This is a genomic window from Tsukamurella sp. PLM1, assembly GCF_023168325.1.
In the GTDB taxonomy this organism is placed as follows: Bacteria; Actinomycetota; Actinomycetes; order Mycobacteriales; family Mycobacteriaceae; genus Tsukamurella.
Genome location: NZ_AP025688.1, coordinates 487,451 through 511,424, shown reverse-complemented (window position 1 = coordinate 511,424; position 23,974 = coordinate 487,451). Strand labels below are relative to the sequence as shown.

The following is a 23,974-nucleotide window of genomic DNA, read 5'->3' as shown; positions in this document are numbered from 1 at the left end:
GACGGTGCGTGGTCAGTCGCCCCGGAGCCCCCGGACCATCGCGAGGGCCTCGGCACCGTCGGGCAGCTCGTCCAGGCCCGCGGTGAGGGCGATCCCGAGGCAGGCCCCGCCGATCACCCGGTCCGCGTACTCGATCGGATCGCCCCACGGCAGAAAGGGTTTCGCGACGAGGAGCGAGGCGACGCCGTGCACGATCGTGAGCATCCGCAGGGCGATGGGCTGCGGGTCGCCGGGCGGGTAGTAGCCGACCTCCTGCAGGTCGCGCACGTTCTGCTCGAGGTGGGTGAAGGCGGACGCCCCCATCACGGTGTCGACGTCGGAGGCGGACTCGGACGGAGTCATCGCCGCGAGCCGGTACAGCTCGGGCGTGGCGAGGGCGAACCGCACGAAGGCGAGCCCGGGCGCGCGCCGCGTCGAGCGGGGTCGGCGCGCCCGCTCCGCCTCGGTGAGCGCGTCGTCGAGTTGGGCGAGATATCGCGCGACGACGGCCGTGAGCAGGGCGTCCTTGTCGGCGTAGTGCAGGTAGATCGACGGAGGTGTGACCCCGACCCGCTGCGCGACGGCGCGGATGGACACCGCCTCGGCGCTGCCCGTGTCGATGAGCAGCGCCGTCGCGGCGTCGAGGATGTCCGCGCCGAGCCGCTCCCCGTCGCCCCGCTTGCTGCGGCGTCGCCTCTCCTGTGTCATGGTCCTACGATTCTCGCAGACCGACCCGCTCGTGGATCCTCCTGAGTGGCGCGGGGGACCACCAGTTCCACACCCCGGCCACCCGCATGAACGCCGGCACCAGCAGCATGCGGATCAGCGTGGCGTCGAGCAGGACGGCGATCATCATGCCGACGCCGAACATCTTCATGAACGACACGCCCGCGAATCCGATGGCGGCGAACACGATCGCCATCAACAGCGCGGCCGCTGTCACCACCCGGCCGGTGCGGGCGATGCCGAGCGCCACCGCCTTGTCGTTCGCGGCGTGGTCCTTGACCGGTGAGTGGTCCCAGAACTCCTTGATCCGCGAGAGCAGGAACACCTCGTAGTCCATCGACAGACCGAACGCGATGCAGAACATCAATACCGGCATGTTGGCGATGATCGCCCCGGTCACCGTCGTGTCGAGCCCGCCGAGCCAGCCCCACTGGAAGATCGCGACCAGCGCCCCGAACACCGCCGACAGCGAGATCACGTTCATCACCAGGGCTTTGATCGGCAGCACCACGCTTCCCGTGAGCAGGAACAGCAGCACGAACGTGGTCGCGGCGATCACCAACAGCACGAGCGGCAGCGTGTCGATGATCGAATCCACCGAGTCCCGGTTGAGCTGCGCGGAGCCGCCGAACGTGGTGGCCGTCGGCGCGGGCACGGCGTGCAACCGGTCGAGCTGGACCGAAGCGTCGTCGGAGAGGGGGTCGAGCGTCGACGAGATCGTCAGGAGGACGGTGCCGTTCGCGGCCCGCGCGGTCGGGTCACCGTCGGCCACCCGCGCGCCCCCGAGATACGTGCCGGTGGGCGCCACGACCGAGCCGGTGGATTCGACCTGCGAGACCCGGCCGGCGTAGTCGGCGACGGCGCCGTCGTCCACGCGCTCGGTGAGGACCACACTGACCTGCCCCGCGGCGTCCTCGGCGAAGTCGGAGCGGATGGTGTCGCCCACCTGGTGCGAGCTCGCGGCGGCGGGAAGCACACGGTCGTCGGGGAAGCCGAAATGGATGCTCAGGAACGGAGATCCGAGGAGGAGCAGCAGAGCGATCAGCGCCAGCCCCACCGGGACCGCGCGGCGCAGCACGACCTCGGTGAATCGGTAGAACACGCTCCGCTCGGGCGCGGGTTCGGCGCGGCGTCGGCCGAACTTCAGCGCGTCCACGCGGTCGCCGAGCACGGTGAGGATCGCGGGCGTGAGCACCAGCGTGGCCAGCGCCGCGAAGACCACTACCGCCACGCCGGCGTACGCGAACGAGCGCAGGAAGTACATCGGGAAGATCGCCATCGCGGCCAGCGACAGTCCCACGATCACCGCGGAGAACAGCACCGTTCGACCCGCGGTGTTCATGGTGCGCCGCAGCGCTTCCGGGCGTTCGACGCCGGCCGCGACCTCCTCGCGGTATCGGCTCAGGATCAGAAGCGTGTAATCGATGGCGAGGGCGAGGCCCATGGCGGTGGTGAGGTTCATGGCGAAGATCGAGACGTCCGTGATCGCGGTGAAGGCCCGTAGTATGCCGGTGGTCGCGATGATCGCGGCGATGCCGATGAGCACGGGGATGGCCGCGGCCACCAGCCCGCCGAAGACCCACACCAGCACGAGGAACGTGATCGGGATGGCGACGGCCTCGGCGATCAGGAGATCGCGCGACGACTGGTCGTTGATCTGCGCGTAGCTGTACGCCTGGCCGCCGGCGGTCACGGTGACCGACGAGGGCGGCTGCGGCAGGTCACCGACGATGGCCTTCGCGTTGAGCGGGGCCTGCGATTCGCCGCCGGCGATCGCGGCGACGATGAGCACGGTGCGCTTGTCCTCGCTGAGCAGCATCGGCGTGGGGGTGCTGAAGCCGTCGACGACGCTCTCGACACGACCGTCGGCCTTGAGCCGGTCGACCAGCTCACGGCCGTAGGCACCCGCGGCGGCCTCCTGCCCCTCCGGCACGGAAACGGCGAGCACCAGCGGCAGCCCGCCGCGATGGAAGTCGTCCGCCATGCGGTTGTAGGTCTGCATGGCCTCGGCCTGCGGATCGACGTAACCGCCGGCCTGCAGCTTGTCCGCCACGCCGAGTCCGGCGAATCCCAGTGCGGCGAGCAGGATCACGGCCAGCAGCAGCACCGCCCTGGCGCGCCGCGCGACCAGCCGCGTGAGTGCATCGATCATCGTCCGACCTTCCGGCGAGATTGCATTAACGTCGTTAAGTTAACGGCGTTAAGACAGAGCGTGTCAACCTCCCGGGGTAGGAGAAGTGACGGGAATCTCAGACGCCGCCGAGGCGGTTCTCGCCGAGGGAGTGCACGAATCGCGGGCCGAGGAGCGCGAGCTCACGACGGTACGGCTCCGCCCACGTGCCGAACGGCACATGGGCGAGGTACTCGTTGCGGAACCGGTCGTCCTCGGAGACCTCCGTCGCGCAGAAGTCCGGGATCGCGAGATCGACGACGGGGCCGCCGCGCTCCACCTCGGCCATCACGAGCGGCGCGTTGGCGCCCAGGAAGTCGTCGATGATCCAACCGTCCTCGCCGAGCCACATCGAGTAACGCACCTTCGCCACGACGTGCTCGGCGCGGCGCACGATCTGCCCGGCGACCAGCGCGTCGAGCTCGCGCTCGGCCTCGTACCGAGTGCCGCCCACGGCGGGCCCCTTGGCGGCCATCGTTCCGGTGGTCACTCCACCGAGCGCGTCGACGAGCACGCCAGGATCGTCGGTGAGTTCTTCCGGCGCGGGCCCCTGCACGCGCACCCGGACGGCGTAGCCATCGGCGGCGAACAGGTACGCCTGCACGATCAGCGTGGGCGCGGGATCAAGGGCGGCGGCTTCGGGGACCTCGCGCACGAAGAACTTGCGCTCGAACTCGAAATCCCCGAAACCCTGCTCAGACATGACTCAACCGTAACGTGTCGGCACGGCGATCCGCGCGAAGCTGGACCGCTCAGACCAGCGTGTAGCCGGCCTCCTTGACGGCGGCCTCGACGGCGTCGCGTGTCAATTCGGCCTCGCTGGCGACCGTGACCGCGCCGGTCTCGACGTTCACCTCGACGCCCGTGACGCCGCCGATCTCCGAGATCTCCTCGCGCACCGATGCGGCGCAGTGCCCGCAGGTCATGCCGGTCACGGTGTAAGTGCTCTCCACTGCCATTTCTCGCTCCTCGTCTCGGACGGTCGACGACCTTCATGGTCCCGCTCACCGTCGACCCCACAATACCCCCTGGGGGTATTAGTCCGCCACCGCCGCCGTGCAGAACCGCTCGATCGACCCGCCCTCGGCGGGGCCGGCGAGCTGCAGCTGACCGAGCCACACCGCGATCCGACCCGTCGCGGGGAGGTAGTAGAAGGCCGTGCCCGAGCCGCCCACCCAGCCGTACCGCCCCGGCACGCTCCACGGGTGCACGTGGTCGACGTCGACCGCGCCGCCGTAGCCCCACGCGGCGCCGTCGAGGAAGACGTTCCCGGGCTGCGGCGGTACCTGCGCCGATGTCATCGCCGCGACGGACTCCGCGGTCAGCACCCGGACACCGCCGGATTCGCCGGCGCCGCGCAGCATCCGCCCGAAGCAGAGCAGGTCGTCGAGAGTGGAGAGCAGGCCGCCCGCGCCGGACTCGAAGACGGGCGGGGCGAGGAAGGCACCGTCGGCCGGATCCACGATCGCCAGGCCCTCCGGCGCCGTCATGACGGCGTCGCCCAGCCGGGGACGCATCGCCTCGGTCGCCCGGAAGGCGGTGTCGAACATGCCCAGTGGCGCGAGGACCGCGTCGGCGAGGACCTCGCCGAGGGAGCCGCCGGTCGCGCGGGCGAGCAGCACACCGAGGATGTCCGCCCCGGTGTTGTACGTCCACCTCCCCCGGCTGGTGCGCGAGCGGCAGGCGCGCGGCGGCCGCGATCCACTCGTCGGGCGGCGGCGTGCCGAGCGGATCGGCGGGGCCCTGATGGAGAGCTCCGAACAGCGCGTCCATGAGCGGCACGGAGAAGTCCGAGAGCATGCCCAGTCCGCCGGTGAACGAGAGCAGGTGGCGCACGGTGACGGGACGAACCGCGGGCACGGTGTCGACGAGAGGGCCGTTCGGGTCGCGCAGCACCCGCGGCTCGGCGAGCTCGGGCAGCCAACGCGCCACCGGATCGTCGAGGCCGACGGTGCCGCGCTCGACGTGCACGAGCGCCGCCGCGGCCAGGATCGGTTTGCTGACCGACGCGAGCCGGAACACCGTGTCGCGCGTCATCGGCACGCCCGGGGCACGCTCACCGGCGACCGCGACCTCCAGTCCCGCCGGATCGTCGAACGCCGCGACGGCACCCGGGAGCGGGCCCTGAGCGATCTCCCGCGTGATCAGTTCGTGCAGCACGAGCGCCTCCGGGTCGGGGTTCCTCCGTACCCTGACAAGCATGCCCGTGCCCGAGTACGTCCGCACCATCCGCGAGAAGATCGGCACCGACCTGCTGTGGCTGCCCGGCGTCGCCGCGGTGGTCGTCAACGAGGCCGGCGAGGTGCTCCTGGGCCGCCGCGCCGACACCGGCGAGTGGGCGTCGATCGCCGGTATCCTCGAGCCCGGTGAGCAACCCGCCGAGGCGATCATCCGCGAGATCCGCGAGGAGGCGGGCGTCGAGGCGGAGGTGCTCGATCTCCTCGCGCTGCGCACCGACGAGCCCGTCCGCTACCCGAACGGCGATGCGGCGCAGTACCTCACGATCCTGTTCCTCTGCCGCTACGTCTCGGGCGAGGCGCACGTCGCCGACGACGAGTCGCTCGAGATCGCGTGGTTCCGCCCCGCGGCGCTGCCCGCGATGTCCCCGCGGCAGACCGAGCGGGTCCGCCGCGGCCTCGCCGCCCTTCGCGGCGACACCCGCCCCGCCTGGCAGGGCTGACCGGACCCGGTCAGCCGATGACCTGCTCGCCCCGGCGGATCTCGACGATCGGCAGGCGCAGGGCGCCGGGTGCGCTCGCGGGGACGACGGGCCGCACGGGCTCGACCGGCGCGATGCGGCGATAGGGCTCGCCCTGGGGCGCGCGCTGATCGACCGGCCCTTGTTCGGCCACAGGGCGGCGGCCCGCTCGGCCTGCGCGGTGATGGTCAGCGACGGGTTCACGCCGAGGTTGGCGGAGACGGCGGACCCGTCGACCACGCTCAGCGTCGGGTAGCCGTAGACGCGGTGGTACGGGTCGATAACCCCGGTGGACGGGTCCGCGCCGATCGCGCAGCCGCCCAGGAAGTGCGCGGTCATCGGGATGTTGAACACCTCGCCCCAGGTGCCCGCGGGGGCGCCGTCGATCTTGTCGGCGATGCGTCGGGTGGCCTCGTTCCCCAGCGGGATCCAGGTGGGATTCGGCTCGCCGTGCCCCTGCCGCGAGGACATCTTCCGGCCGAACAGCCCGCGCTTGGTGAACGTGGTGATCGAGTTGTCGAGATTCTGCATGACCAACGCGATGATGGTCCGCTCGCTCCAGCCCTGCACCACCAGCACCCGAAGGAAGGCCAGCGGGTGCCGCAGCACCGTGCCGAAGAACTTGAGCCAGCGCGGCACCCGGCCGCCGCCGTCGGTCATCAGGGTCTGCAGCATGCCCATCGCGTTGGACCCCTTGCCGTACCGCACCGGCTCGACGTGCGTATCGCTGCTCGGGTGGAACGAGCTGGTGATCGCGACGCCGCGGGTGAGGTCCAGGTCCTCGTCGACCGTCATCCGCACGGCGGACAGGATCGATTCCGAGTTGGTGCGCGTGAGGACTCCGACCCGGTCCGAGAGCTCCGGCAGCGAGCCGTTGTCGCGCAGCTTGTGCAGCAGTTGTTGCGTGCCCCAGGTCCCGGCCGCGAACACCACGTGCTGCGCGGTGAACGTGCGCTTGCGACGCCGGATCTTGGCGCCCGAGCGCACCGTCGAGACCTCCCAGACGCCGTCGGCACGTTGCGCGAGCCCGGTCACCGTCGTCAAGGGGTGGACCTGCGCCCCAGCCCGCTCGGCGAGACCGAGATAGTTCTTCACCAGCGTGTTCTTCGCGCCGTGGCGGCAGCCGGTCATGCACTCGCCGCACTCGATGCAGCCGGTGCGGTCGGGGCCGGCGCCGCCGAAGAAGGGATCGGCCACCGTCTTCCCCGGCTCGCCGAAGTACACCCCGACCGGGGTCTGGATGAAGGTGTCGCCCGCGCCCATGTCGTCGGCGACCTGCTTGACGATCTCGTCGGCCGGCGTCATGTGCGGGTTCTGCACCACACCCAGCATGCGACGGCCCTGGTCGTAATACGGCGAGAGCTCGTCGAACCAGTCGGTGATGCCCGCCCACTGCTCGTCGGCGAAGAACGACGCCGGCGGCTTGTACAGGGTGTTGGCGTAGTTCAGCGAACCGCCGCCGACGCCCGCGCCCGCCAGGATCAGGCAGTCGCGCAGCATGTGGATCCGCTGGATGCCGTACAGGCCGAGCGCCGGCATCCAGACGAACTTGCGCAGGTCCCAGCTGGTCTTGGCGAAATCCTGATCCTCGTACCGGCGCCCGGCCTCGAGCACTCCGACGCGGTACCCCTTCTCCGTCAGGCGCAGCGCCGTGACCGAGCCGCCGAATCCGGAGCCGATCACCAGGACGTCGTAGTCGGTGCCGTCGGCGCCGACGGGAATGGGGGCTGAGGCGGTCATGGCGGGCTCCTTCGGTGGTTCCCCGCGGGGGCTGCCGCGGGTGACGCTCATCACTGATCCGTCTCATTGGATTACACATGACCATAATCTGTCAACTATGCGAACAGATATTCATCACATGTACGCTGAGACCATGAGTGCCCCCGCCGGTGTCCGACCGAACTTCCAGACCGAGGTCAAGCAGCTCCTGCGCGACCGTGCGCTGGACGTCACGCGGGACCTGGTGGCGGAGCAGGGCTGGGGCGCGGTGAACATGTCGCTCATCGCCAAACGCGTCGGCGTGAGCCGCACCGCGCTCTACAAGGCGGTCGGCGCGCGCGACGAGGTGGCCCGCGCGCTCATCGAACGCGAGACCGACGAGTACCTCGCGGGCGTCATCGCGCGCTTGCACGAGCACCCGGACGATCTGCTCGCCGGGCTCGCCGCGGCCGCGGCCTTCGCGCTCCACCACGGCGCCGGCAACGCCCTGCTCAAGTCCATCCTCGCGGGCGACCGCGGCGACGCCGACCTGCTCCCCCTGCTCACCACCGACCCGTCGCCCGTCATCGACCGCGCGATCGCCGCGCTCGACGGCGCCCTCCCCCACGACGTTCCGGGCGGCACCGTCGAGGTGTTCGTGCGCCTGACGGTGAGCCACCTGCTGGCGCCGAGCGGCACCGTCGAACGGGCGGCCGATCAGATCAGGCGGACCGTCGCCGGGCTCGTCAGGCCGGCGTGAGAAGCGGTCCGAGCGCCGCGCGCAGCGCGTAGTCGTTGCGGGCCCAGGCCTGCACCGTGGATCCGTCGGTGAGCCGTAGCCCCATGCCGTAACGCCGCCGCGGCACCTGCGGCAGGCGTCCCATGACGCGGCTCGACGACCACGACGGGAAGTCCTCCGGCTTCGCGCGCCGCGGGTGGTCCGGCGCCTTACCGGGCAGGATCTCGGCGATGTCGGCGACGGGGATCCGCTCGTCGCCGCAGCGCAGTTCCTCGGGGGTGAGTTCGACGGAGACGTGCGTGCGGCCGGCGGTCACCTGCATCCACACGAAGAGCTGGCAGCCCAGCCCCAGCACCACCCACACCCACCAGTCCGAGGTGCGCCCGACGAGCACTGCCTGCGTCACGATCATCGCGATCGTTGCCGCCGGCACCAGCAGCAGCCAGATGCGGGACAGGCCGCGCTCCGCGTACAGCGCGGTCGCGGGCGCGGTCACCGGCCGGTCCCCGCGCCGGGCTTGAAGAAGCCCATCGCGTCCCGACTGTTGGCCGCGATCATCGCGCCGACGGCGGCGATCGCCGCCAGGATCGCGGGCACGGCCACCAGCGCCTCGCCCGAGAAGAACGCCAGCACACCCTGGACCAGCACGAACGCCGCGACGAACTGCAGCGCGACGCGCGTCCAGGACTGCCCGCGCCACAGCAGGTACACCAGCAGAGCCGCGACCAGCGCGCCCGCGCCCGTCATGAACAGCGCCATCCCGAACACCGCGTTGTCGAACGACTGGAAGTCGGGATACGCCTCGCGCATCGTCTTCGCCATGAACCCGTCGCCCTGGCGATCGGCCTCGAACTGCTCGCGCATCGCCTCCGAGCCGCGCGACGAGACCGCCTGCGCCACCCGCGAGATCACTGACATCACCAGGACGAACGCCCACAGCTGCACGGACAGCTTCACGTCGTCGGGCGCGGCGGCCGGGTGGGCTTAGGTGGCGGCACCGGCGCAGGCCAGGTGGGCGGCTGCGGCCCCGGACCGGGCCAGACGGGGCCCTGCGGCGCGGTCACCACTGCCCCCGGTTCAGCCACCCCGCGGCCTCGGCCGCCCAGTAGGTGAGCACGATGTCGGCGCCCGCGCGGCGGATGGAGACCAGCGACTCGCGGATCGCGGCGTCGCGGTCGATCCAGCCGTTCTGCGCGGCGGCGGCGATCATCGCGTACTCGCCCGAGATCTGGTACGCCGCAACCGGAACCGGCGAGGCGGCGGCGACGTCCGCCAGCACGTCCAGGTAGCTCATGGCGGGCTTGACCATTACCAGGTCGGCGCCCTCGGCCAGGTCGAGCTCCAACTCGCGCAACGCTTCCCGGCGGTTCGCCGAGTCCTGCTGATAGGTGCGGCGGTCGCCCCGCAGCGACGAACCCACGGCCTCGCGGAACGGGCCGTAGAACGGCGAGGCGTACTTCACCGAATAGGCGAACAGCGAGACATCCTGGTGCCCAGCGGAATCCAGCGCGGAACGCAGCACGCCGATCTGGCCGTCCATCATTCCCGAGGGGCCCAGCATGTGCGCCCCGGCGTCGGCCTGCGCGGTACCCATCAGCGCGTACCGCTCCAGCGTCGCGTCGTTGTCGACGCGCCCCTGCGCGTCGAGCACGCCGCAGTGCCCGTGGTCGGTGAACTCGTCCAGGCAGGTGTCGGCCATGATCACCGTGTCGTCGCCCAGGTCGTCGCGCAGCGCGCGCAGGGCCCGGTTGAGCACCCCGTCCGGCCGCCATCCCGCGCTGCCCTCGGCGTCCTTGTCGGCATCGTCGGGCACCCCGAACAGCATGAGGCCGCCCACGCCCGCCCGTACGGCCTCCTCGGCCGCCGCGCGCAGCGATTCGACGGTGTGCTGGACCACGCCCGGCATCGAGGAGATCGGCGCCGGGGCGTCGATCCCGTCGCGGACGAACATCGGCAGCACCAGCTGCCGGGGTTCGACCGACACCTCGGCGACGAGCCGCCGGACGGCGGGCGTGGTGCGCAGCCGGCGCGGCCGCACCTGAGGGAATGTCATGCGCCCCAGCCTACGTAAGCCCTAGGACCGCGAGCGGCGGGGCTTCTTCCGCGGCGGGGGCAGGGCGCCCTCCGCGCGGAGCCGGGACGCGTGCGCCGCGAGCGCCTCCACCAGGTCCTCGACCGACGCGGTGTCGGGCTGCACGTCCACGCGCAGGCCGAACTCGATCGCGGTCTCGGCCGTCTTCGGGCCGATACAGGCGACGATGGTGCGGGCGTGCGGCTTGCCGGCGATGCCGACCAGGTTGCGCACCGTCGAGCTGGAGGTGAAGCAGACGGCGTCGAAGTCGCCGGTCTTGATCATCTCGCGGGTCGACGCCGGCGGCGGAGCGGCCCGCACGGTGCGGTACGCGGTCACGTCGTCGATCTCCCAGCCGCGGTCGCGCAGCCCCTCGGCGAGCGTCTCCGTGGCGATGTCGGCGCGCGGCAGCAGCACCCGGTTGACCGGGTCGAAGACGTCGTCGAAGGGCGGGAACACCTCGAGCATGCCCAGGCTGGACTGCTCGCCCGTGGGCAGCAGTTCCGGCTCGATGCCGAAGGCGCGCACCTTCGCGGCGGTCTGCTCGCCGACGCAGGCGATCTTCACGCCCGAGAAGGCGCGGGCGTCCAGGCCGAACTCGATGAACTTCTCCCACACGGCGCGCACGGCGTTCGTGGAAGTGAACACGACCCACTGATAGCGGCCGTCGACGAGACCCTTCACCGCGCGCTCCATCTGCGCGGGGCTGCGGGGCGGCTCGACCGCGATGGTCGGGACCTCCATCGGGATGGACCCGTGGGCGCGCAGCCGGTTGGACATCTCGGCGGCCTGGTCCTTCGTGCGGGGCACCAGCACGGTCCAGCCGTACAGCGCGCGCGACTCCCACCAGGACAGCTTGTTCCGCTGGCCCACGATCTTCCCGACCGTGACCACCAGCGGGCCCGGCAGCGCAGCGGCGGATTCGCCCATCGTCGCGAGGGTGGCCTCGACGGTCTTCTGCTTGCAGGTCGAGCCCTGCGTCGTGACGGCCACCGGCGTCTGCGGGGCGAGGCCGTTCTCGACCAGCGCGGAGGCGGTGTCGGCCAGGTGCTCGGCCGTCGCGCTCAGAACCAGGGGCGACGGTGCCGCGGCCAGCGCCGCCCAGTCGACCTCGCCGCGCACGTCGGCCTCGGTGTGCGCCGACCCCAGCGCCATGCCGGCGTAGGTGGGCACGGCCGTCGCGGGCGAGAGGCCCGGGACGATCTCGAAAACGATCTGGGTGCGGGCCACGGCGTTCACCTCGGCCAGCACCGCATCGGACGACAGCGGGTCGCCCGCGACGAGACGGACCACGTCGTGGCCGTGGCGCGCCTGCGCGAGGAGGGTCTTGGCCACCTCGGCCGGCTCGCCCAGGGCGGGCGCGACGGTGGCGGGGTTGCGGAACGCGGGCTCGCCCTTGCGGCCCTTCGCGGTGGACGCGTCGGCGGTGTCCTCATCGGCCTCCACCGGCTCGACCGGCAGTTCCACGCCCACCATGTCGAGCACGGTCTGCGGAACGTCGGGGTCGGTGTAGACGGTGCGGGCGCCCGCGATAGTCTGCTGTGCACGCAAGGTGAGCAGCCCCGGATCGCCCGGGCCGGAACCCACGAAGGTGATACGTCCCGGCGCCACCGCCCGGCCTCGGGCCGGCTTGGTGGTCTTCGCGGCGGCGCGGGTGGACACCGTGTCGGTGTCGGCTGCCGTGGCGGCCTTCGCGGACTGTGCAGTGCGGCTCATGTATCGGCTCCCAGTAGTTGCGGGTGCTACGCGAGCAGGTCGCGTGCGCCCAGGTCGAGCAGCTCCCGTGCCAGCGCGATGCCCAGCGCGCCGGCTTCGCCCACCGGCCCGACAGCGGAGGCACGGACCGAATCGGAGCCGTCCGCCGCCAACGCGATGCCGCGCAGGGACAGCTCCTCGAAGATCCGACCGTCGTCATCGAGGGACTCGACGACGTCCGCGATCGCACCGACAGGCGCGGTACACCCGGCCTCCAGCTCGGCGAGGAGGGCACGCTCGGCGGTGACCGCCGCGCGTGTGACCGGATCGTCCAGGCCGGAGAGCACGGAATGCAGTTCCGCATCGTCGCGACGACACTCCACTGCGAGCGCGCCCTGTGCGGGCGCCGGGAGCATCTGTACCGGGTCGAGCGCCTCCGTCACCTCGTTGTGGCGACCGATCCGCTTGAGTCCGGCGAGTGCGACCACGATCGCGTCGAGTTCGCCGTCCGCTACTTTGCGTAACCGAGAATCAAGATTGCCTCGTAGGGGGCGGATTTCCAAACCCAGACCCAGTGCGGTAAGCTGCGTGGCTCGCCGCGGGCTGGAAGTACCCACCACGGACCCCGCGGGCAGCTCGCCCAGCACCAGTCCGTCGCGCGCGACCAGGGCGTCGCGCGCGTCCTCGCGGGGCGGCACTGCGGGCATCACGAGCCGCTCGTCGGGCGCCGTGGGCAGGTCCTTGAAGGAATGCACGGCCACGTCCACTTCGCCGTTCGCGAGCGCGTCGCGCAGCGCGGAGGTGAAGACGCCGACGCCGATCTTCTCGACCGGATCGGAGCTCAGATCGCCCGGCGTGGTCACGATGACCAGCTCGGCGGGGTGCCCGGCGGCGATCAGCGCGTCGCGGACGGTTCCGGCCTGCGTGGTCGCGAGCAGCGAGCCACGGGTGCCGATGCGGATCGGGGCGGGGATTGCTTCAGCTGTCACTTCAGACACTTCGGTCTTCGGATCCTTCGGTCGCGGAGACGGCGCCCGTGGCGCCCGGCTTCAGTTCGAAGAGCTCGCGCAGCGCCTCGGCGTACGAGTCGCCGCCCGGCGTGGCGGCCAGTTGCTTGACGCGCACCGTCGGGGCGTGCAGGAGCTTGTCGACGACGCGGCGCACCGTCTGCGCGACCTCGTCCCGGTCGGCCCCCTCGAGGCCCGGCAGACGCGAATCCAGCCGCAGCAGTTCGGATTCCACGACCTCCGCCGCCCGGCGCCGGAGCGCTGTCACGGTGGGGGTGACCTCCGCGGAGCGCTGCGCGGACAGGTACTGGGCGAGCTCGTCGGAGACGATCCCGCGCGCCTTCTCCGCGTCCTCCTCGGCGGCCTGGGTGCCCGGCTCGCGCGAGAGCGCGTCGATGTCGATCACGGTGACGCCCGGGAGCCCGGCCACCGCCGGGTCCACATCCCGGGGCAGGCCCAGATCGCACACCACCAGATCGGTGTCGACGGTGCGCCGCGCCAGCGCGGAGTGCACGTCGGCCAGGCTCACCACGCTGCCGACCGCGCCGGTGCAGGCGATCAGCACGTCCGCGTCCGCGAGCGCGGCGACCAGGCCGTCCATGGCGACGGACCGCGCACCGTCGACCCCCGCGTCGAGAGCGGCCTGCGCGAGGCGGGCCGCCTTGTCCTCGGTGCGATTGGCGACGGTGATGTCGGTAGCACCCGCGCGGGCCAGGTGCGCGACGGCGAGCCCGCCCATCGCGCCTGCGCCGACGACGACGGCGCGGGTCACGGAGCCGCCCTGCGGGGCGAGGACCGTCTGCGCACGATCCAGCGCGACCGAGACGACGGACGCGCCCGCCTTGTCGATCCCGGTGTCGCTGTGGACCCGCTTGCCCACGTGCAGGGCACGCTGCGCGAGGTCGTGGACCACGCGGCCGGCGACCTGGTGCTCATCGGACGCGGCGTAGGCGCCGCGGATCTGGCCGAGGATCTGCTGCTCGCCGACGACCATCGAGTCGAGGCCGGAGGCGACCGAGAAGAGATGCTGGACCGCGGCCTCGGAGTACCGCACGAAGGCGTGCTTGCTGAGCTCGTTGATGGTGAGGCCGGAGCGCTGTGAGAGCACCTCCGAGACGGCCTCGAGCGCGGGGTGGAAGGCCTCGACGACGGCGTAGATCTCGACGCGGTTGCACGTGGTGACCACCATGACCTCGTCGATGTGCGGCGACTCCATGAGCTGAGCGAGCACCTTCGGACGATCGGTCTCGGTGATCGCCATCTTCTCAAGGACCGACACCGGCGCGCTGCGGTGCGACGCGCCGAACAGCAGTACCGACACCCTCGCTGCTCCTTCGCAGATCTTTCCGGGGAACTACAGTCCGTAGTTTCCCGCTAAGGCACGGTACCCCGCATCCCCTGAAATGGGAAAACGCGCGCAGCCTCACCTACCTCCGCAGAGGGACGGAGATCACCTCTCGCGGGTTACTCAGCCCAGGATATCCGCGCGCAGGCGCGGCGTATCGACCTCCCAATAACTGTGTTGCTCGCCGTCCAGCAGGACCACCGGCAGCATGTCGCCGTACTCTCCGCGGAGCTCGGCGTTGCCGGGCGCGTCGACGTCGACCTGCTCGTACTCGAAACCCACGTCCGCGCGGAGAGCGGTGAGTTCGTCGTGGGCGCGGGCGCACATCCCGCATCCTTCGCGGGTGAGCAATGTGATGACAGCCATGTGGCGAGTGTCCCACTGCCGCGAGCGCTAAGGTTGTGGGAGATCACACGCGAGTGGGAGGTGCCCTTGTCGGACCAGGCCAGCGCCGAAGAACGTCGGCAGAGCACGGCCGGCGAGGCGAGCGCCGACGCCGCGCATTCGCTGCTCCTCGAGAAGGAGGGCCCGCGCGACGAGGCGGTGCCGCCTGATCTCACCGCGGCCGCGTTCTTCGACGTCGACAACACGATGGTCCAGGCGCGTCGATCGTGCACTTCGCCCGCGGTCTCGCGGCGCGCAACTACTTCTCCTACTCCGATCTGGCCTCGGCGGTGTGGGCGCAGGCCAAGTTCCGGCTCACCGGCAAGGAGAACAGCGAGGACGTTGCCGCCGGGCGCGAGAAGGCACTGTCGTTCATCGCCGGCCGATCCACCGAGGAGCTCAAGGCCGTCGGCGAGGAGATCTACGACGAGATCATCGCCGACAAGATCTGGCCCGGCACCCGCGCGCTCGCGCAGATGCATCTCGACGCCGGCCAGCAGGTGTGGCTCGTGACCGCCACGCCGGTCGAGCTGGCGCAGACCATCGCCGACCGGCTGGGCCTCACCGGGGCCCTCGGCACCGTCGCGGAGTCGCAGGACGGAGTGTTCACCGGCAAGCTGGTCGGCGACATCCTGCACGGCCTCGGCAAGGCGCACGCCGTCCGGTCGCTGGCGATCCGCGAGGGCCTGAACCTCAAGCGCTGCACCGCCTACAGCGATTCGCACAACGACGTGCCGATGCTCTCCCTGGTGGGCACCGCCGTCGCGATCAACCCGGATTCCGACCTGCGCGACGTCGCCCGGGTCCGCGGCTGGGAGATCCGCGACTACCGCACCGGGCGCAAGGCCGCCAAGATCGGCGTTCCCACCGCCATCGGCGTGGGCGTGGCCGTCGGCGGCGCCGCCGCGCTGATCAAGCACTTCAGCGACGACTAGCCCCGGGAGCGGGAACTCGGGGAGCGGGAACTCTCGGCGGACGAGGAGCCGGGCCACGCACGCGCCGTCGAACCCCGCAACGCATCGTCGAAACCGCGCAGGGACGCGCACGGCCCGGCGGGCCTAGAAGTCCTGGAAGATGTTCTTGCGGCGCGCGAGGATGCGGTACAGGGACTGCTGGATGGTCTCGCGGACGTTGTCGGTGAGCTCGAACACCACCATGGGGTCGTCGGCGTCGGCCTGCGAGTACTGCGAAGTTGAGATCGGCGCACCGAACTCGATGTGCCACTTCGACGGCAGCGGCACCATGCCCAGCGGGCCGAGCCACGGGAACAGCGGCGTGATCGGCGCATAGGGCAGGCCCAGCAGCCGCGCGACGGGCTTGACGTCGGCGAGCATCGGGTAGATCTCCTCGGCGCCCACGATGGACACCGGGATGATCGGGACGCCGGCCCGGATCGCCGCGGTGACGAATCCGCCGCGGCCGAACCGCTGCAGCTTGTACCGGTCGCGGTACAGCTTGCCGATGCCCTTGAACCCCTCGGGCCACACCGCCACCAGCTCGCCGCGGGTGAGCAGCGCCTCGGCGTCGGCGTTGCACGCGACGGTGGCGCCCATCTTGCGTGCCACCTCGCCGATGAACGGATACTCGAACGCCAGGTCGGCCGCGAGCAGCCGCAGGTGCCGATGGTCGGGGTGGTTGTCGTGCACGGCGACCGCCGACATCAGGCCGTCGAGCGGGATGACGCCCGAGTGGTTCGCCACCAGCAGCGCGCCGCCCTCGCGGGGCAGGTTCTCAGCGCCGGAGGTGTCCACCCGGAACCACTTGTCGTACATCGGGCGCAGCGCGGGCAGGAACACCGCGTCGGTCAGGTGCGGGTCGAACCCGAACTGGTCGATGTCGTAGTCGCCGGTGAGGCGCTCCCGGACGAAGGCGGCACCGTCGACCACCGAATCCGCGGCGCGCACGCGCCAGCCCGGACCGGGCTCCGCCGGCAGCGCCTGCGCCAGGTAGTCCGGGTTCAGGGCGTGGACAGTGGCCTCGGGCTTGGGCGCCGACGGTGCCGGGTTCCCGGTGAGCGCAGACGGGTGGCGCTGCTGCGCCCGCTCCCGCCCGGCGGCGGTACGCGCGGTGTCGATGGACACGGGCAACTGCAGCACCTTCGCGTGCTGCGAGCCTGATGGGTTCGTCATGCGTCTACCGTCCAGCCGTGCCGATCTGTCGAACCGATTCCCGCGAACCGCCGAGCCAGCGAGGCCACCCGCTGCTCGACACCCCGGATCGAATCCACTCCGATTGTAGGTTCTACGGGGCCCTGGCGGGCGACGTCCTCCATCGCCTGCCGCGTGCTGAACCGGGGCTCGAATCCCAGTTCGTTTCGCATGCGCGTGGTGTCGAAGGCGTTGCCGAAACTCAGGTAGGCCAGCTGGACCTTGTCGAAGTGGCCGCGCCCCCGGCCGCGGATCGCGGCTACCGCGGGGCCGAACGCGGGGCCGATCACCGGTAGGGGCACCCGGCCCGCCAGGCGGATGGCCTGCGACATGGAGATGGCACCGTCGCCGGCGATGTTGTACGTGCCGGGGCGTCCCGCGACCACGGCGTGCTCGAGCGCGCCCAGTGCGTCGTCCTGGTGGAGGAACTGCAGGCGCGCGTCCCGCCCGATCAGCGAAGGCACGACCGGCCGCTCGAACAGGGACCGCGGCAGGGTCTCGATGTTCGGGCCCATGATCGGCGCGAGGCGCAGCACAGTGAGGTCGATGTCGGAGCGGCGGCGCGCCATGCTGCGCGCGTAGGCCTCGGCGTCCAGCAGGTCACGAGGGTGACCGCCGGCCACGGCGGCGCCGCTGACCAGGTCCTCCGTGACCAGCGCGGCGTTGCGCGAGCTGGAGCCGTAGACCTGGGTGGACGAGCGCATGATCACACGCTTGACCGTCTCCGACTTCTGGCACGCGGCGAACACCCGCATCGAGCCGAAGACGATCGCGTCCTTCGTGGACGCCGACGGGAAGTGGTTGTCGGTGACCGAGGTGGAGCAGTGGACCACCGTGTCCACCTCGTTGGTGGCCATGATCTTGCCGAAGATGTGGCTGCGGTAGTCGACGCGGATGAACTCGGCGGGCTCCATCCGGCGGTGCATCGCCTTCGTGGGCGGCACCGCGTCGACCCCGATCACGCGCTCGATGTCCGGCCGCTGGGCCAACCGCCGCACCAGGTAGCCGCCCACGAAGGTGGACGCGCCCGTCACCATGACGACGAGCGGCGCTCCGGCGAACGACTCATTCATTACTGAAGGGTAACCGGAAAACACGAGAACCCGCCCAGTCCTGGGCGGGTTCCGCTGAAAGTGTGACCTGAAGGCCTACTTGCCGAGTTTCCTGCGCTGCACTCGCGTGCGACGGAGCAGCTTGCGGTGCTTCTTCTTCGACATGCGCTTGCGGCGCTTCTTGATCACTGAACCCATGGGTTCCTCACGTTCTCTTATCTGTTGCTCTGTACAGGCGCGGCGGACGGAAACACCCGCGGTCACGCAGCGACTATCCACTCTACCCGCCGGCGCGGCCCAGGTGAAATCCACCCTCCGCGCCGGGCCGCCCCGGCCTACCCCGCGTCGAAGAACGAGGTCTGCAGGTAGTCGTGCACGGCCTTCTCGTGCACACGGAACGACCGGCCCACGCGCACCGCCGGCAGCTCGCCGTTGTGGACCAGGCGGTAGACCGTCATCTTCGACACCCGCATGAGGGTGGCGACCTCGGCCACCGTCAGGAACGAGGAACCGGCCGACGACGGCTCCGCCGGCTGAGCCCTGTTCCCCACGCCGATATCGGTGGGCTTGCTGTTCTTGCTTGCAGACGCCATGTAATCCCTAACCTCCGGCACATGTCGCGCCGCCGGCTTCCTCCGGCGGACCTGACACGCACGTGCTTCGAGCAGCTTAGCGGTACCAATGGGAATAATGCGACGGGAGTGAGCTAACCAAATTTTCTAGGAGAGCCGACCGAGCTCCGCGGACCGCTCCGCACAAGCGCGGGTCGCGGCGTAAAACGCAGGTCGGAGGCCATTTTTCTCCAGCTCACGGATCGCAGCGGCGGTCGTCCCGCCCGGCGAGGTGACCGCTGCCCGGAGCTCGACGGGCGACATGGAAGTCTCAACCATTAGTGCACCTGCACCCGCGATCGTGTGGGTCGCGAGGGTCGTCGCCTGGTCCCGGGTGAGCCCCAGATCGACCCCCGCGTCGATCATCGCCTCCGCGACGAGGAACGCGTACGCCGGCCCGGAGCCGGATAGCGCGGTGAGCGCGTCGAGCTTCGCCTCGGGCACCACGATCGCCTGCCCCACCGCCTCCATCACGCCGCGGACGAGCGCCACGTGGGCCTCGGTCGCGTCCCGGCCGCCGGAGATGCCGCTCATCGACCGGCCCACGAGCATCGCCGTGTTGGGCATGACCCTGACCACCGGCGTCCCGCCGGGCAGCGCGGCCTCGTACGTCGTCGTCGGGACACCCGCGGCCACCGACGCCACCACCGCTCCCGGCCGCAACGCGGCTGCCACGTCGGGCAGCACCGCGGCGACCACGTCCGGCTTGACGGCGATCACGACGAGGCCGGCACCGTCGACCGCCCCGCCGACGGTCTCCGACGTCCGCACCCCGTATCGCTCCGCTAGCTCCGCGGCCCGGCCGGCGTGGGGCTCGGTGACGGCCAGAGTCCCTGGGGCGTGCCCGGCGGCGATCAGCCCGCCCAGCAGGGCCTCCCCGATCCGGCCGCCGCCGATCAGCGCGATGTTCTCGCTCATGTCACTCCTTCTTGTCGGTTGTTGGAACGGCGACCGGCACCATGGCCAGCTGCCGGGAGGTCGCGACGGTGCGCCCCGCCTCGTCGACGAGGACGTGGTCCTCCTCGAAGAACCGCTCCCCGACGGCGGCCGCCGAGGCCCGGAACCGGAGCCACCCGGGTGCGGGCTCGCGCGGAACCGAGGCCGTCAGCGTCAGCGTGGGCGCCCACCCGACCCGGCCGAGGTTGGCCACCACCGGCAACGAGATGTCGGTCGCGAGCAGCGCGAACAGGGCCGACAGCGGCTCCTCGCGCAACCGCACCCACCCGCGGGTCTCGGCCGCCCCGGTCTCGCCGCGCGAGACCGGCAGGGACGCGACGTCGTAGTGCACCTCCGCGACGCGGCCCACCTTGAACACCTTCGCCGCGGGATGCTCGGGGTCCCAGGCCAGGGCGTCCGACGGCGGCTCCGGCGGCAGGGCGTCCAGCGGCGTGGGTTCGGCGTACAGGCCGTCGCCGGCGTCGCGCCGCGCGAGCGTCACCGCCGCCTGGACGTACGTCCGCTCCCCCTGCACGGCCTCGACGTTCACGACCGAGGTGGTGCGGCCGCGCTTGGCCACGGACGTCCGCAGCGAGGTGGTGCCCGGGTCGGGAGCGCCGAGGTATTGCGCGGACACGACCACGGGCTCGGCCTGCGGGTCGGCACCGTCACCGTCCCGGTACGCGGCCCGCGCGGCGGACGCGACCACGGCGAGCAGCGCGCCGCCGTGCACCTTGCGCCCCACCGACCAGGTCGGGTCGATCTCGGCGACGTACCCGCCGGGGGCCTTCGTCACCGCGACGAGGTCCGCGAACAAAGCCATGTGCTGCTCCTTCTCGAGGTCAGGCGGCGGGCGGAACACGCAGGTGTTCCCGCGCGAACTCGACCGCCTCGGTGAGCATCGCACGCCGCTCCTCGGGCGAGCGCGCCGAGCCCGTCGCGATCTCCAGGATCACCTGGCCGTCCCAGCCGGACGCCGCGAGCCGGCGGCACACCTCGGCCGCGGGCTGGGTGCCGTGGCCGGGCAGGAGATGCTCGTCGACCGCGGCGCCGAGGCCGTCGGTGAGGTGCAGGTGCCGCAGGCCGTCGCCCATCCGGTCCATGAGGTCGAGCGCGTCGACGCCCGCGGTCGCGGTGTGCGAGAGGTCCAGGGTGTAGTTCGCATAGCCCACGTCGGTGGGGTCGATCGACGGGGCGAAGGCCGACAGCGCCGCACCCGGGCTGCCGCGGCGCTTGAGCCGCTCGACCGACTCGCCGCGGCGACCGAAGAACGCGTCCAGCCGCATCGGGAACATGTTCTCCACCGCTACCGCGACGTCGCTGTCGTCCTCGAGCTCGTTGACCAGGTCCACGAAGTGTTCGGCGTAGCGCCGCTGCCACCGGAACGGCGGGTGCACGACGACGGTGCGCGCGCCGAGGTCCTCCGCGGCCGTCACCGCGCGGCCGAGTTTGGCCATCGGGTCGGTTCCCCAGACGCGCTGGCTGATGAGCAGGCAGGGTGCGTGCACCGACAGCACCGGCATGTCGTACCGCATCGACAGCCCCGCTACGTTGGCGATGTCCTGGCTGGCCGACTCGTGCCAGACCATGAGCTCGACGCCGTCGTACCCAGTCTCGGCGGCGTACCGGAACGCGGCCTCGAGCTTCTCGGGGTAGACCGAGGCCGTGGACAACCCGACCTCGATACCGCTCACGGCAGCAAGCGTACTCAGTCGGAGGCGAGCGCCATCACGAGCGGCCCGAAGGTGATGACCAGGCCCACGAACAGCGCCAATCCCAGCGTCAGGTAGTCGGTGGTCCGCCGCAGGAAGTGCGTGAACATCACGATCGCGATGATCACGACGAACGCCAGCACCACGGTCAGCGCGATGGTCCACGTGCCGCCGCCCCAGTTCCAGAGCTTGAAGAAGCCGAAGAACAGGCCGGCGCCCGCGGCGACGCCGAGTACGACCTCGGCGATCAGCGCGAGCCAGCCCTGACCGCGCCCCTTCGGTGCCGCCGGGCCGTCCTCCGCGCCGGCCACGTCGACGGCGGGCGCCGCGTCCGTATCGAGCGCCGCGCGGGCCTCGTCGATCTGCTGGGCGCTCAGCGCTGCGGTGTCCGGGGCGGACGGTGCCGCCTCGTCCGGCACGTCGGTCACGGGCGCCACGTCCACCGTGGGCTCGTTGTCGGCATCGGCGAAACGGGCCTGCCGCTCGCGGACCTGCGCCGTGTTGAAATCAGCGGTCGCCATGATCGGCGCCTCCGACTGATCCCACTTCGACCACGCGTAGTTGGCCTCCGTGTGGCCCTCGTTCGTGTGGTGCTCGACGTCGGTGCGCGCGTCCGCGTCGTCGACGACCTCCGCCTCGGCGACATCGGCCTCGACGGCCTCCGCGTCCCCGGTGTCCACGACCTCGGCCTCGGCGACCTCGACTTCCGTGGCGTCGGCTTCTGCGGCGCCCGCCGCGGCACCGTCATCCTCGGACCGGACGTCCTCGACCGCGGCGGCCAGGAAGGACGACGTGATCGGCTCGTCGTCCTCCGGCTGCTCCGTCACTGCGGGATCGGCGGACGCCTCCGGCTGCTCCGTGGCCGCCTGCGCGGAGGGCGACTGCGCGGCGGGCGTCTCGGGCACGTCGTCGCGGACGACGGGGATCTCGCCGGTCAGCTCGGCGACGGTGATGGAGTTCTCGCCGCCGCGGTGTCGCCGACGTCGCCCACCACCGGCCGGGGGTGGTCGCGCCTTCCCTGGCGAGTAGTTCCGCCAGCGAGATCCTGCGCTCCTCACTCATGCACGTCACCGTCCTGTGGATATATGTGGGTCTCGGCAGATTCTACGTCTTCACTGCGGCACGACCTCGACGGCGCGCGCGGCGATCTGCCATATTACCCATGCCATTTACTGGACTTTAGTGCCGTTCTCGGGCGTGAAGCCCGCCTGCGTGTCGAGGTACCGCAGGATGACGCCCTCGCGGAGCGCCCACGGGCAGATGTCGAGCGCCTCCACGTTCAACGCCCGCATGGCCGCCTCCGCGACCAGCGCGCCGGCGACGATCTGGCCCGCGCGGTCGGAGCTGAGGCCATCGAGCTCCTTGCGGTCGGCGGCCGTCATCCGGCTGATGAATCCGATCAGCTGGCGCAGGCTGCTGGCCGTCAGGGTGCGCTTGACCCGCGGGCCGGCGGACGACGGTGCCGCCCCGGTCAGGCGGGCCAGCGTGCGCATCGTCTTCGACGTGCCCGCGACCATGTCCGGTGCGCCCGCGGCCTCGAGGCGGGCGGCGGCGGGGCGATCTCGGCGTCGAGCCAGTCCCGGAGCATGCTCACCCGGCGTCGGCCGGGCGGATCCTCGGGCAGCCACTCGCGGGTGACGCGGCCCGCGCCCAGCGGCAGCGACAGCGCGACGTCCGGCTCCTCGTCGACGCCGTTGCTGAGCTCCAGCGAGCCCCCGCCGATGTCGATGTTGAGTACGCGACCCACGCTCCAGCCGTACCAGCGGCGCACCGCCAGCGCGGTCAAGCGCGACTCGTCGATGCCCGAGAGCACCTCGACGTCGACCCCGGTCACGTCCTTGACGTGCGCGAGCACGGTGTCGGTGTTGCTGGCGTCGCGCACCGCGGAGGTGGCGAACGCCATCACCTCGGAGCAGCCGGAACTGCGCGCGATCTTCGTGAACTCCTCGACGGATTCGACGAGCGCGTCCTCGCCCGCCTGGCTGAGCCGCCCGCTGGGCTCGATCTTCTCGGCCAGCCGCAGCGTGGCCTTGGTCGAACTCATCGGCGTCGGATGCGCGCCCCAGTGGGCGTCCACCACGAGCAGGTGCACCGTATTGGACCCGATGTCGAGGACTCCCAATCTCACGGTGTCAATCTAGACCCGACTACCGTGGCCCCTGTGACCGACCTTCCGATGCCCGGCCTGCGGCGCCCCGTGCCCGAAGTCCCCCTGGACTTCCCGCGCGAGTGGCTGGAGTTCGCCGACCCCGCGGATCCGCAGCATCTGATCGCCGCCGACCTGACGTGGCTGCTCTCGCACTGGACGTGCATGTTCGGCACCGCGTCGTGCCACGGGATCGAACCGGGCCGGGAGACGGACGGCTGCTGCAGCCACGGCGCGTTCCTGTCCGACAAGGACGACCGCAGGCGGCTCAAGAAGGCCGTCGCGAAGCTCACCGACGCCGACTGGCAGTTCCGCAGCAAGGGCCTGGGCAAGAAGGGCTACCTCGAGGAGGACGACCTCGACGACGAGCCCGCCATCCGCACGCGCCGCCTCGACGGGGCCTGCATCTTCCTCAACCGTCCGGGGTTCGACGGTGGCACGGGGTGCGCCCTGCACGCCATGGCCCTGCGGACCGGGGTGGAGCCGCTCACCGTCAAACCCGACGTCTGCTGGCAGCTGCCCGTCCGGCGCACCCAGGAGTGGATCGAGCGGCCCGACGGGGAGCAGATCCTGCGCACCACGATCGGCGAGTACGACCGACGGGGCTGGGGTCCCGGCGGCCTCGACCTGCAGTGGTACTGCACGGGCTCGCCGGAGGCGCACGTCGGCGCGCAGCAGGTGTGGCAGAGCTACGCCCCGGAGCTGACGGAGCTGCTGGGCGAGCAGGCCTACGCCGTGCTCGCCCGCGAGTGCGAGGCGCGCCAGGGTCGCCTCGTGGCCGTGCACCCCGCCACCGCCGCCGCCACCGAGCGGCAGAGCTTCGACATGAAGTACGTGGAGCTGTGACGCGCCCCGGTA

The 23,974-nt window shown here is 71.2% G+C and carries 22 protein-coding genes and 4 pseudogenes; 4 read left to right on the top strand and 22 right to left on the bottom strand.

Annotated features, from left to right (window positions below; all coding sequences use genetic code 11):
* Positions 1–12 precede the first annotated feature (12 nt).
* The 5 genes and pseudogenes from MTP03_RS02645 to MTP03_RS02625 all read right to left on the bottom strand — a co-directional run bounded on the left by MTP03_RS02645 (position 13) and on the right by MTP03_RS02625 (position 5,077).
* Positions 13–687 (bottom strand): TetR/AcrR family transcriptional regulator, encoded by a 675-nt coding sequence (locus MTP03_RS02645; RefSeq protein WP_248490545.1) that lies wholly within the window; start codon positions 685–687, stop codon positions 13–15.
* A gap of 4 nt (positions 688–691) precedes the next feature.
* Positions 692–2,857 carry an MMPL family transporter gene (locus MTP03_RS02640; protein WP_248490543.1) on the bottom strand — a complete coding sequence of 722 codons (2,166 nt, stop codon included), beginning with the start codon at positions 2,855–2,857 and terminating at the stop codon, positions 692–694.
* A gap of 97 nt (positions 2,858–2,954) precedes the next feature.
* Entirely contained in the window at positions 2,955–3,578 is a 624-nt protein-coding gene (locus tag MTP03_RS02635) for a hypothetical protein (RefSeq protein ID WP_248490542.1), read from the bottom strand.
* Between the two features lie 49 nt (positions 3,579–3,627).
* Positions 3,628–3,834, bottom strand: a complete 207-nt coding sequence (locus MTP03_RS02630; protein WP_248490541.1) for a heavy-metal-associated domain-containing protein — start codon at positions 3,832–3,834, stop codon at positions 3,628–3,630.
* A 78-nt stretch (positions 3,835–3,912) separates the two neighbouring features.
* Positions 3,913–5,077, bottom strand: a pseudogene (locus MTP03_RS02625) (serine hydrolase domain-containing protein).
* On the opposite strand from MTP03_RS02625, the gene MTP03_RS02620 reads away from it, so the two are divergent.
* Positions 5,076–5,555, top strand: coding sequence for an NUDIX domain-containing protein (locus tag MTP03_RS02620; protein ID WP_248490539.1), 480 nt, complete (start codon positions 5,076–5,078; stop codon positions 5,553–5,555). The pseudogene MTP03_RS02625 and the gene MTP03_RS02620 overlap by 2 nt on opposite strands.
* 10 nt (positions 5,556–5,565) lie before the next feature.
* Here the strand turns inward: MTP03_RS02620 and MTP03_RS02615 are convergent.
* Positions 5,566–7,313 (bottom strand): annotated as a pseudogene (locus tag MTP03_RS02615) (FAD-dependent oxidoreductase).
* Positions 7,314–7,446: 133 nt separating this feature from the next.
* On the opposite strand from MTP03_RS02615, the gene MTP03_RS02610 reads away from it, so the two are divergent.
* The gene (locus MTP03_RS02610) at positions 7,447–8,031 is read left to right on the top strand and encodes a TetR family transcriptional regulator (protein WP_248490538.1); all 585 of its coding nucleotides are present in this window, start codon (positions 7,447–7,449) and stop codon (positions 8,029–8,031) included.
* Here the strand turns inward: MTP03_RS02610 and MTP03_RS02605 are convergent.
* The 7 genes from MTP03_RS02605 to MTP03_RS02575 all read right to left on the bottom strand — a co-directional run bounded on the left by MTP03_RS02605 (position 8,018) and on the right by MTP03_RS02575 (position 14,494).
* Entirely contained in the window at positions 8,018–8,506 is a 489-nt protein-coding gene (locus MTP03_RS02605; protein ID WP_248490537.1) for a DUF3093 family protein, read from the bottom strand. The genes MTP03_RS02610 and MTP03_RS02605 overlap by 14 nt on opposite strands.
* Complete coding sequence (locus tag MTP03_RS02600) at positions 8,503–8,967, bottom strand: hypothetical protein (protein ID WP_248490536.1); 465 nt, start codon at positions 8,965–8,967, stop codon at positions 8,503–8,505. The genes MTP03_RS02605 and MTP03_RS02600 overlap by 4 nt, the downstream gene beginning before the upstream one ends.
* 103 nt (positions 8,968–9,070) lie before the next feature.
* Positions 9,071–10,063, bottom strand: a complete 993-nt coding sequence (hemB, locus tag MTP03_RS02595) for a porphobilinogen synthase (protein ID WP_248490535.1) — start codon at positions 10,061–10,063, stop codon at positions 9,071–9,073.
* 21 nt (positions 10,064–10,084) lie between these two features.
* Positions 10,085–11,797: a bifunctional uroporphyrinogen-III C-methyltransferase/uroporphyrinogen-III synthase gene (locus MTP03_RS02590; protein WP_248490534.1), complete on the bottom strand. Its 1,713-nt coding sequence runs from the start codon at positions 11,795–11,797 to the stop codon at positions 10,085–10,087.
* Between the two features lie 26 nt (positions 11,798–11,823).
* Positions 11,824–12,765: a hydroxymethylbilane synthase gene (gene hemC, locus MTP03_RS02585; RefSeq protein ID WP_248490533.1), complete on the bottom strand. Its 942-nt coding sequence runs from the start codon at positions 12,763–12,765 to the stop codon at positions 11,824–11,826.
* A gap of 1 nt (position 12,766) precedes the next feature.
* The gene (locus MTP03_RS02580) at positions 12,767–14,104 is read right to left on the bottom strand and encodes a glutamyl-tRNA reductase (protein WP_248490531.1); all 1,338 of its coding nucleotides are present in this window, start codon (positions 14,102–14,104) and stop codon (positions 12,767–12,769) included.
* A gap of 147 nt (positions 14,105–14,251) precedes the next feature.
* Positions 14,252–14,494, bottom strand: coding sequence for a glutaredoxin family protein (locus tag MTP03_RS02575; RefSeq protein ID WP_248490530.1), 243 nt, complete (start codon positions 14,492–14,494; stop codon positions 14,252–14,254).
* A 60-nt stretch (positions 14,495–14,554) separates the two neighbouring features.
* Here MTP03_RS02575 and MTP03_RS02570 point away from each other — a divergent pair.
* Positions 14,555–15,447: pseudogene (locus MTP03_RS02570) on the top strand (HAD family hydrolase).
* 123 nt (positions 15,448–15,570) lie between these two features.
* Here the strand turns inward: MTP03_RS02570 and MTP03_RS02565 are convergent.
* The 9 genes and pseudogenes from MTP03_RS02565 to MTP03_RS02525 form a co-directional block, all read right to left on the bottom strand.
* Complete coding sequence (locus tag MTP03_RS02565) at positions 15,571–16,641, bottom strand: lysophospholipid acyltransferase family protein (protein WP_248490529.1); 1,071 nt, start codon at positions 16,639–16,641, stop codon at positions 15,571–15,573.
* Entirely contained in the window at positions 16,638–17,732 is a 1,095-nt protein-coding gene (locus MTP03_RS02560) for an NAD-dependent epimerase/dehydratase family protein (RefSeq protein WP_248490528.1), read from the bottom strand. Before MTP03_RS02560 ends, MTP03_RS02565 begins: the two co-directional genes overlap by 4 nt.
* 75 nt (positions 17,733–17,807) lie before the next feature.
* Positions 17,808–17,909, bottom strand: coding sequence for a 30S ribosomal protein bS22 (locus MTP03_RS02555; protein WP_003402602.1), 102 nt, complete (start codon positions 17,907–17,909; stop codon positions 17,808–17,810).
* Positions 17,910–18,046: 137 nt separating this feature from the next.
* A complete protein-coding gene (locus tag MTP03_RS02550; protein WP_248490525.1) occupies positions 18,047–18,304 on the bottom strand; it encodes a helix-turn-helix domain-containing protein in 258 nt (85 codons plus the stop codon).
* 126 nt (positions 18,305–18,430) lie between these two features.
* Positions 18,431–19,240: a pyrroline-5-carboxylate reductase gene (gene proC / locus MTP03_RS02545; protein WP_248490524.1), complete on the bottom strand. Its 810-nt coding sequence runs from the start codon at positions 19,238–19,240 to the stop codon at positions 18,431–18,433.
* Between the two features lies 1 nt (position 19,241).
* Positions 19,242–20,081: a thioesterase family protein gene (locus MTP03_RS02540; RefSeq protein ID WP_248490522.1), complete on the bottom strand. Its 840-nt coding sequence runs from the start codon at positions 20,079–20,081 to the stop codon at positions 19,242–19,244.
* A 19-nt stretch (positions 20,082–20,100) separates the two neighbouring features.
* Positions 20,101–20,952: a sugar phosphate isomerase/epimerase gene (locus tag MTP03_RS02535; RefSeq protein WP_248490519.1), complete on the bottom strand. Its 852-nt coding sequence runs from the start codon at positions 20,950–20,952 to the stop codon at positions 20,101–20,103.
* 14 nt (positions 20,953–20,966) lie between these two features.
* Positions 20,967–22,028 (bottom strand): Sec62 family protein translocation protein, encoded by a 1,062-nt coding sequence (locus MTP03_RS02530; protein ID WP_248490517.1) that lies wholly within the window; start codon positions 22,026–22,028, stop codon positions 20,967–20,969.
* A gap of 46 nt (positions 22,029–22,074) precedes the next feature.
* A pseudogene (locus MTP03_RS02525) lies at positions 22,075–23,098 on the bottom strand (hypothetical protein).
* A 48-nt stretch (positions 23,099–23,146) separates the two neighbouring features.
* Between MTP03_RS02525 and MTP03_RS02520 the strand changes: the two are divergent.
* Complete coding sequence (locus tag MTP03_RS02520) at positions 23,147–23,962, top strand: hypothetical protein (RefSeq protein ID WP_248492016.1); 816 nt, start codon at positions 23,147–23,149, stop codon at positions 23,960–23,962.
* Positions 23,963–23,974 lie beyond the last annotated feature (12 nt).

Bases quoted from the DNA above. Each gene is read 5' to 3' on its own strand.
- MTP03_RS02645 (WP_248490545.1), bottom strand. From the start codon at position 687: ATGACACAGGAGAGGCGACGCCGCAGCAAGCGGGGCGACGGGGAGCGG.
- MTP03_RS02640 (WP_248490543.1), bottom strand. From the start codon at position 2,857: ATGATCGATGCACTCACGCGGCTGGTCGCGCGGCGCGCCAGGGCGGTG.
- MTP03_RS02635 (WP_248490542.1), bottom strand. From the start codon at position 3,578: ATGTCTGAGCAGGGTTTCGGGGATTTCGAGTTCGAGCGCAAGTTCTTC.
- MTP03_RS02630 (WP_248490541.1), bottom strand. From the start codon at position 3,834: ATGGCAGTGGAGAGCACTTACACCGTGACCGGCATGACCTGCGGGCAC.
- MTP03_RS02620 (WP_248490539.1), top strand. From the start codon at position 5,076: ATGCCCGTGCCCGAGTACGTCCGCACCATCCGCGAGAAGATCGGCACC.
- MTP03_RS02610 (WP_248490538.1), top strand. From the start codon at position 7,447: ATGAGTGCCCCCGCCGGTGTCCGACCGAACTTCCAGACCGAGGTCAAG.
- hemB (WP_248490535.1), bottom strand. From the start codon at position 10,063: ATGACATTCCCTCAGGTGCGGCCGCGCCGGCTGCGCACCACGCCCGCC.
- MTP03_RS02590 (WP_248490534.1), bottom strand. From the start codon at position 11,797: ATGAGCCGCACTGCACAGTCCGCGAAGGCCGCCACGGCAGCCGACACC.
- MTP03_RS02575 (WP_248490530.1), bottom strand. From the start codon at position 14,494: ATGGCTGTCATCACATTGCTCACCCGCGAAGGATGCGGGATGTGCGCC.
- MTP03_RS02565 (WP_248490529.1), bottom strand. From the start codon at position 16,641: ATGACGAACCCATCAGGCTCGCAGCACGCGAAGGTGCTGCAGTTGCCC.
- MTP03_RS02560 (WP_248490528.1), bottom strand. From the start codon at position 17,732: ATGAATGAGTCGTTCGCCGGAGCGCCGCTCGTCGTCATGGTGACGGGC.
- MTP03_RS02555 (WP_003402602.1), bottom strand. From the start codon at position 17,909: ATGGGTTCAGTGATCAAGAAGCGCCGCAAGCGCATGTCGAAGAAGAAG.
- MTP03_RS02550 (WP_248490525.1), bottom strand. From the start codon at position 18,304: ATGGCGTCTGCAAGCAAGAACAGCAAGCCCACCGATATCGGCGTGGGG.
- proC (WP_248490524.1), bottom strand. From the start codon at position 19,240: ATGAGCGAGAACATCGCGCTGATCGGCGGCGGCCGGATCGGGGAGGCC.
- MTP03_RS02540 (WP_248490522.1), bottom strand. From the start codon at position 20,081: ATGGCTTTGTTCGCGGACCTCGTCGCGGTGACGAAGGCCCCCGGCGGG.
- MTP03_RS02520 (WP_248492016.1), top strand. From the start codon at position 23,147: ATGCCCGGCCTGCGGCGCCCCGTGCCCGAAGTCCCCCTGGACTTCCCG.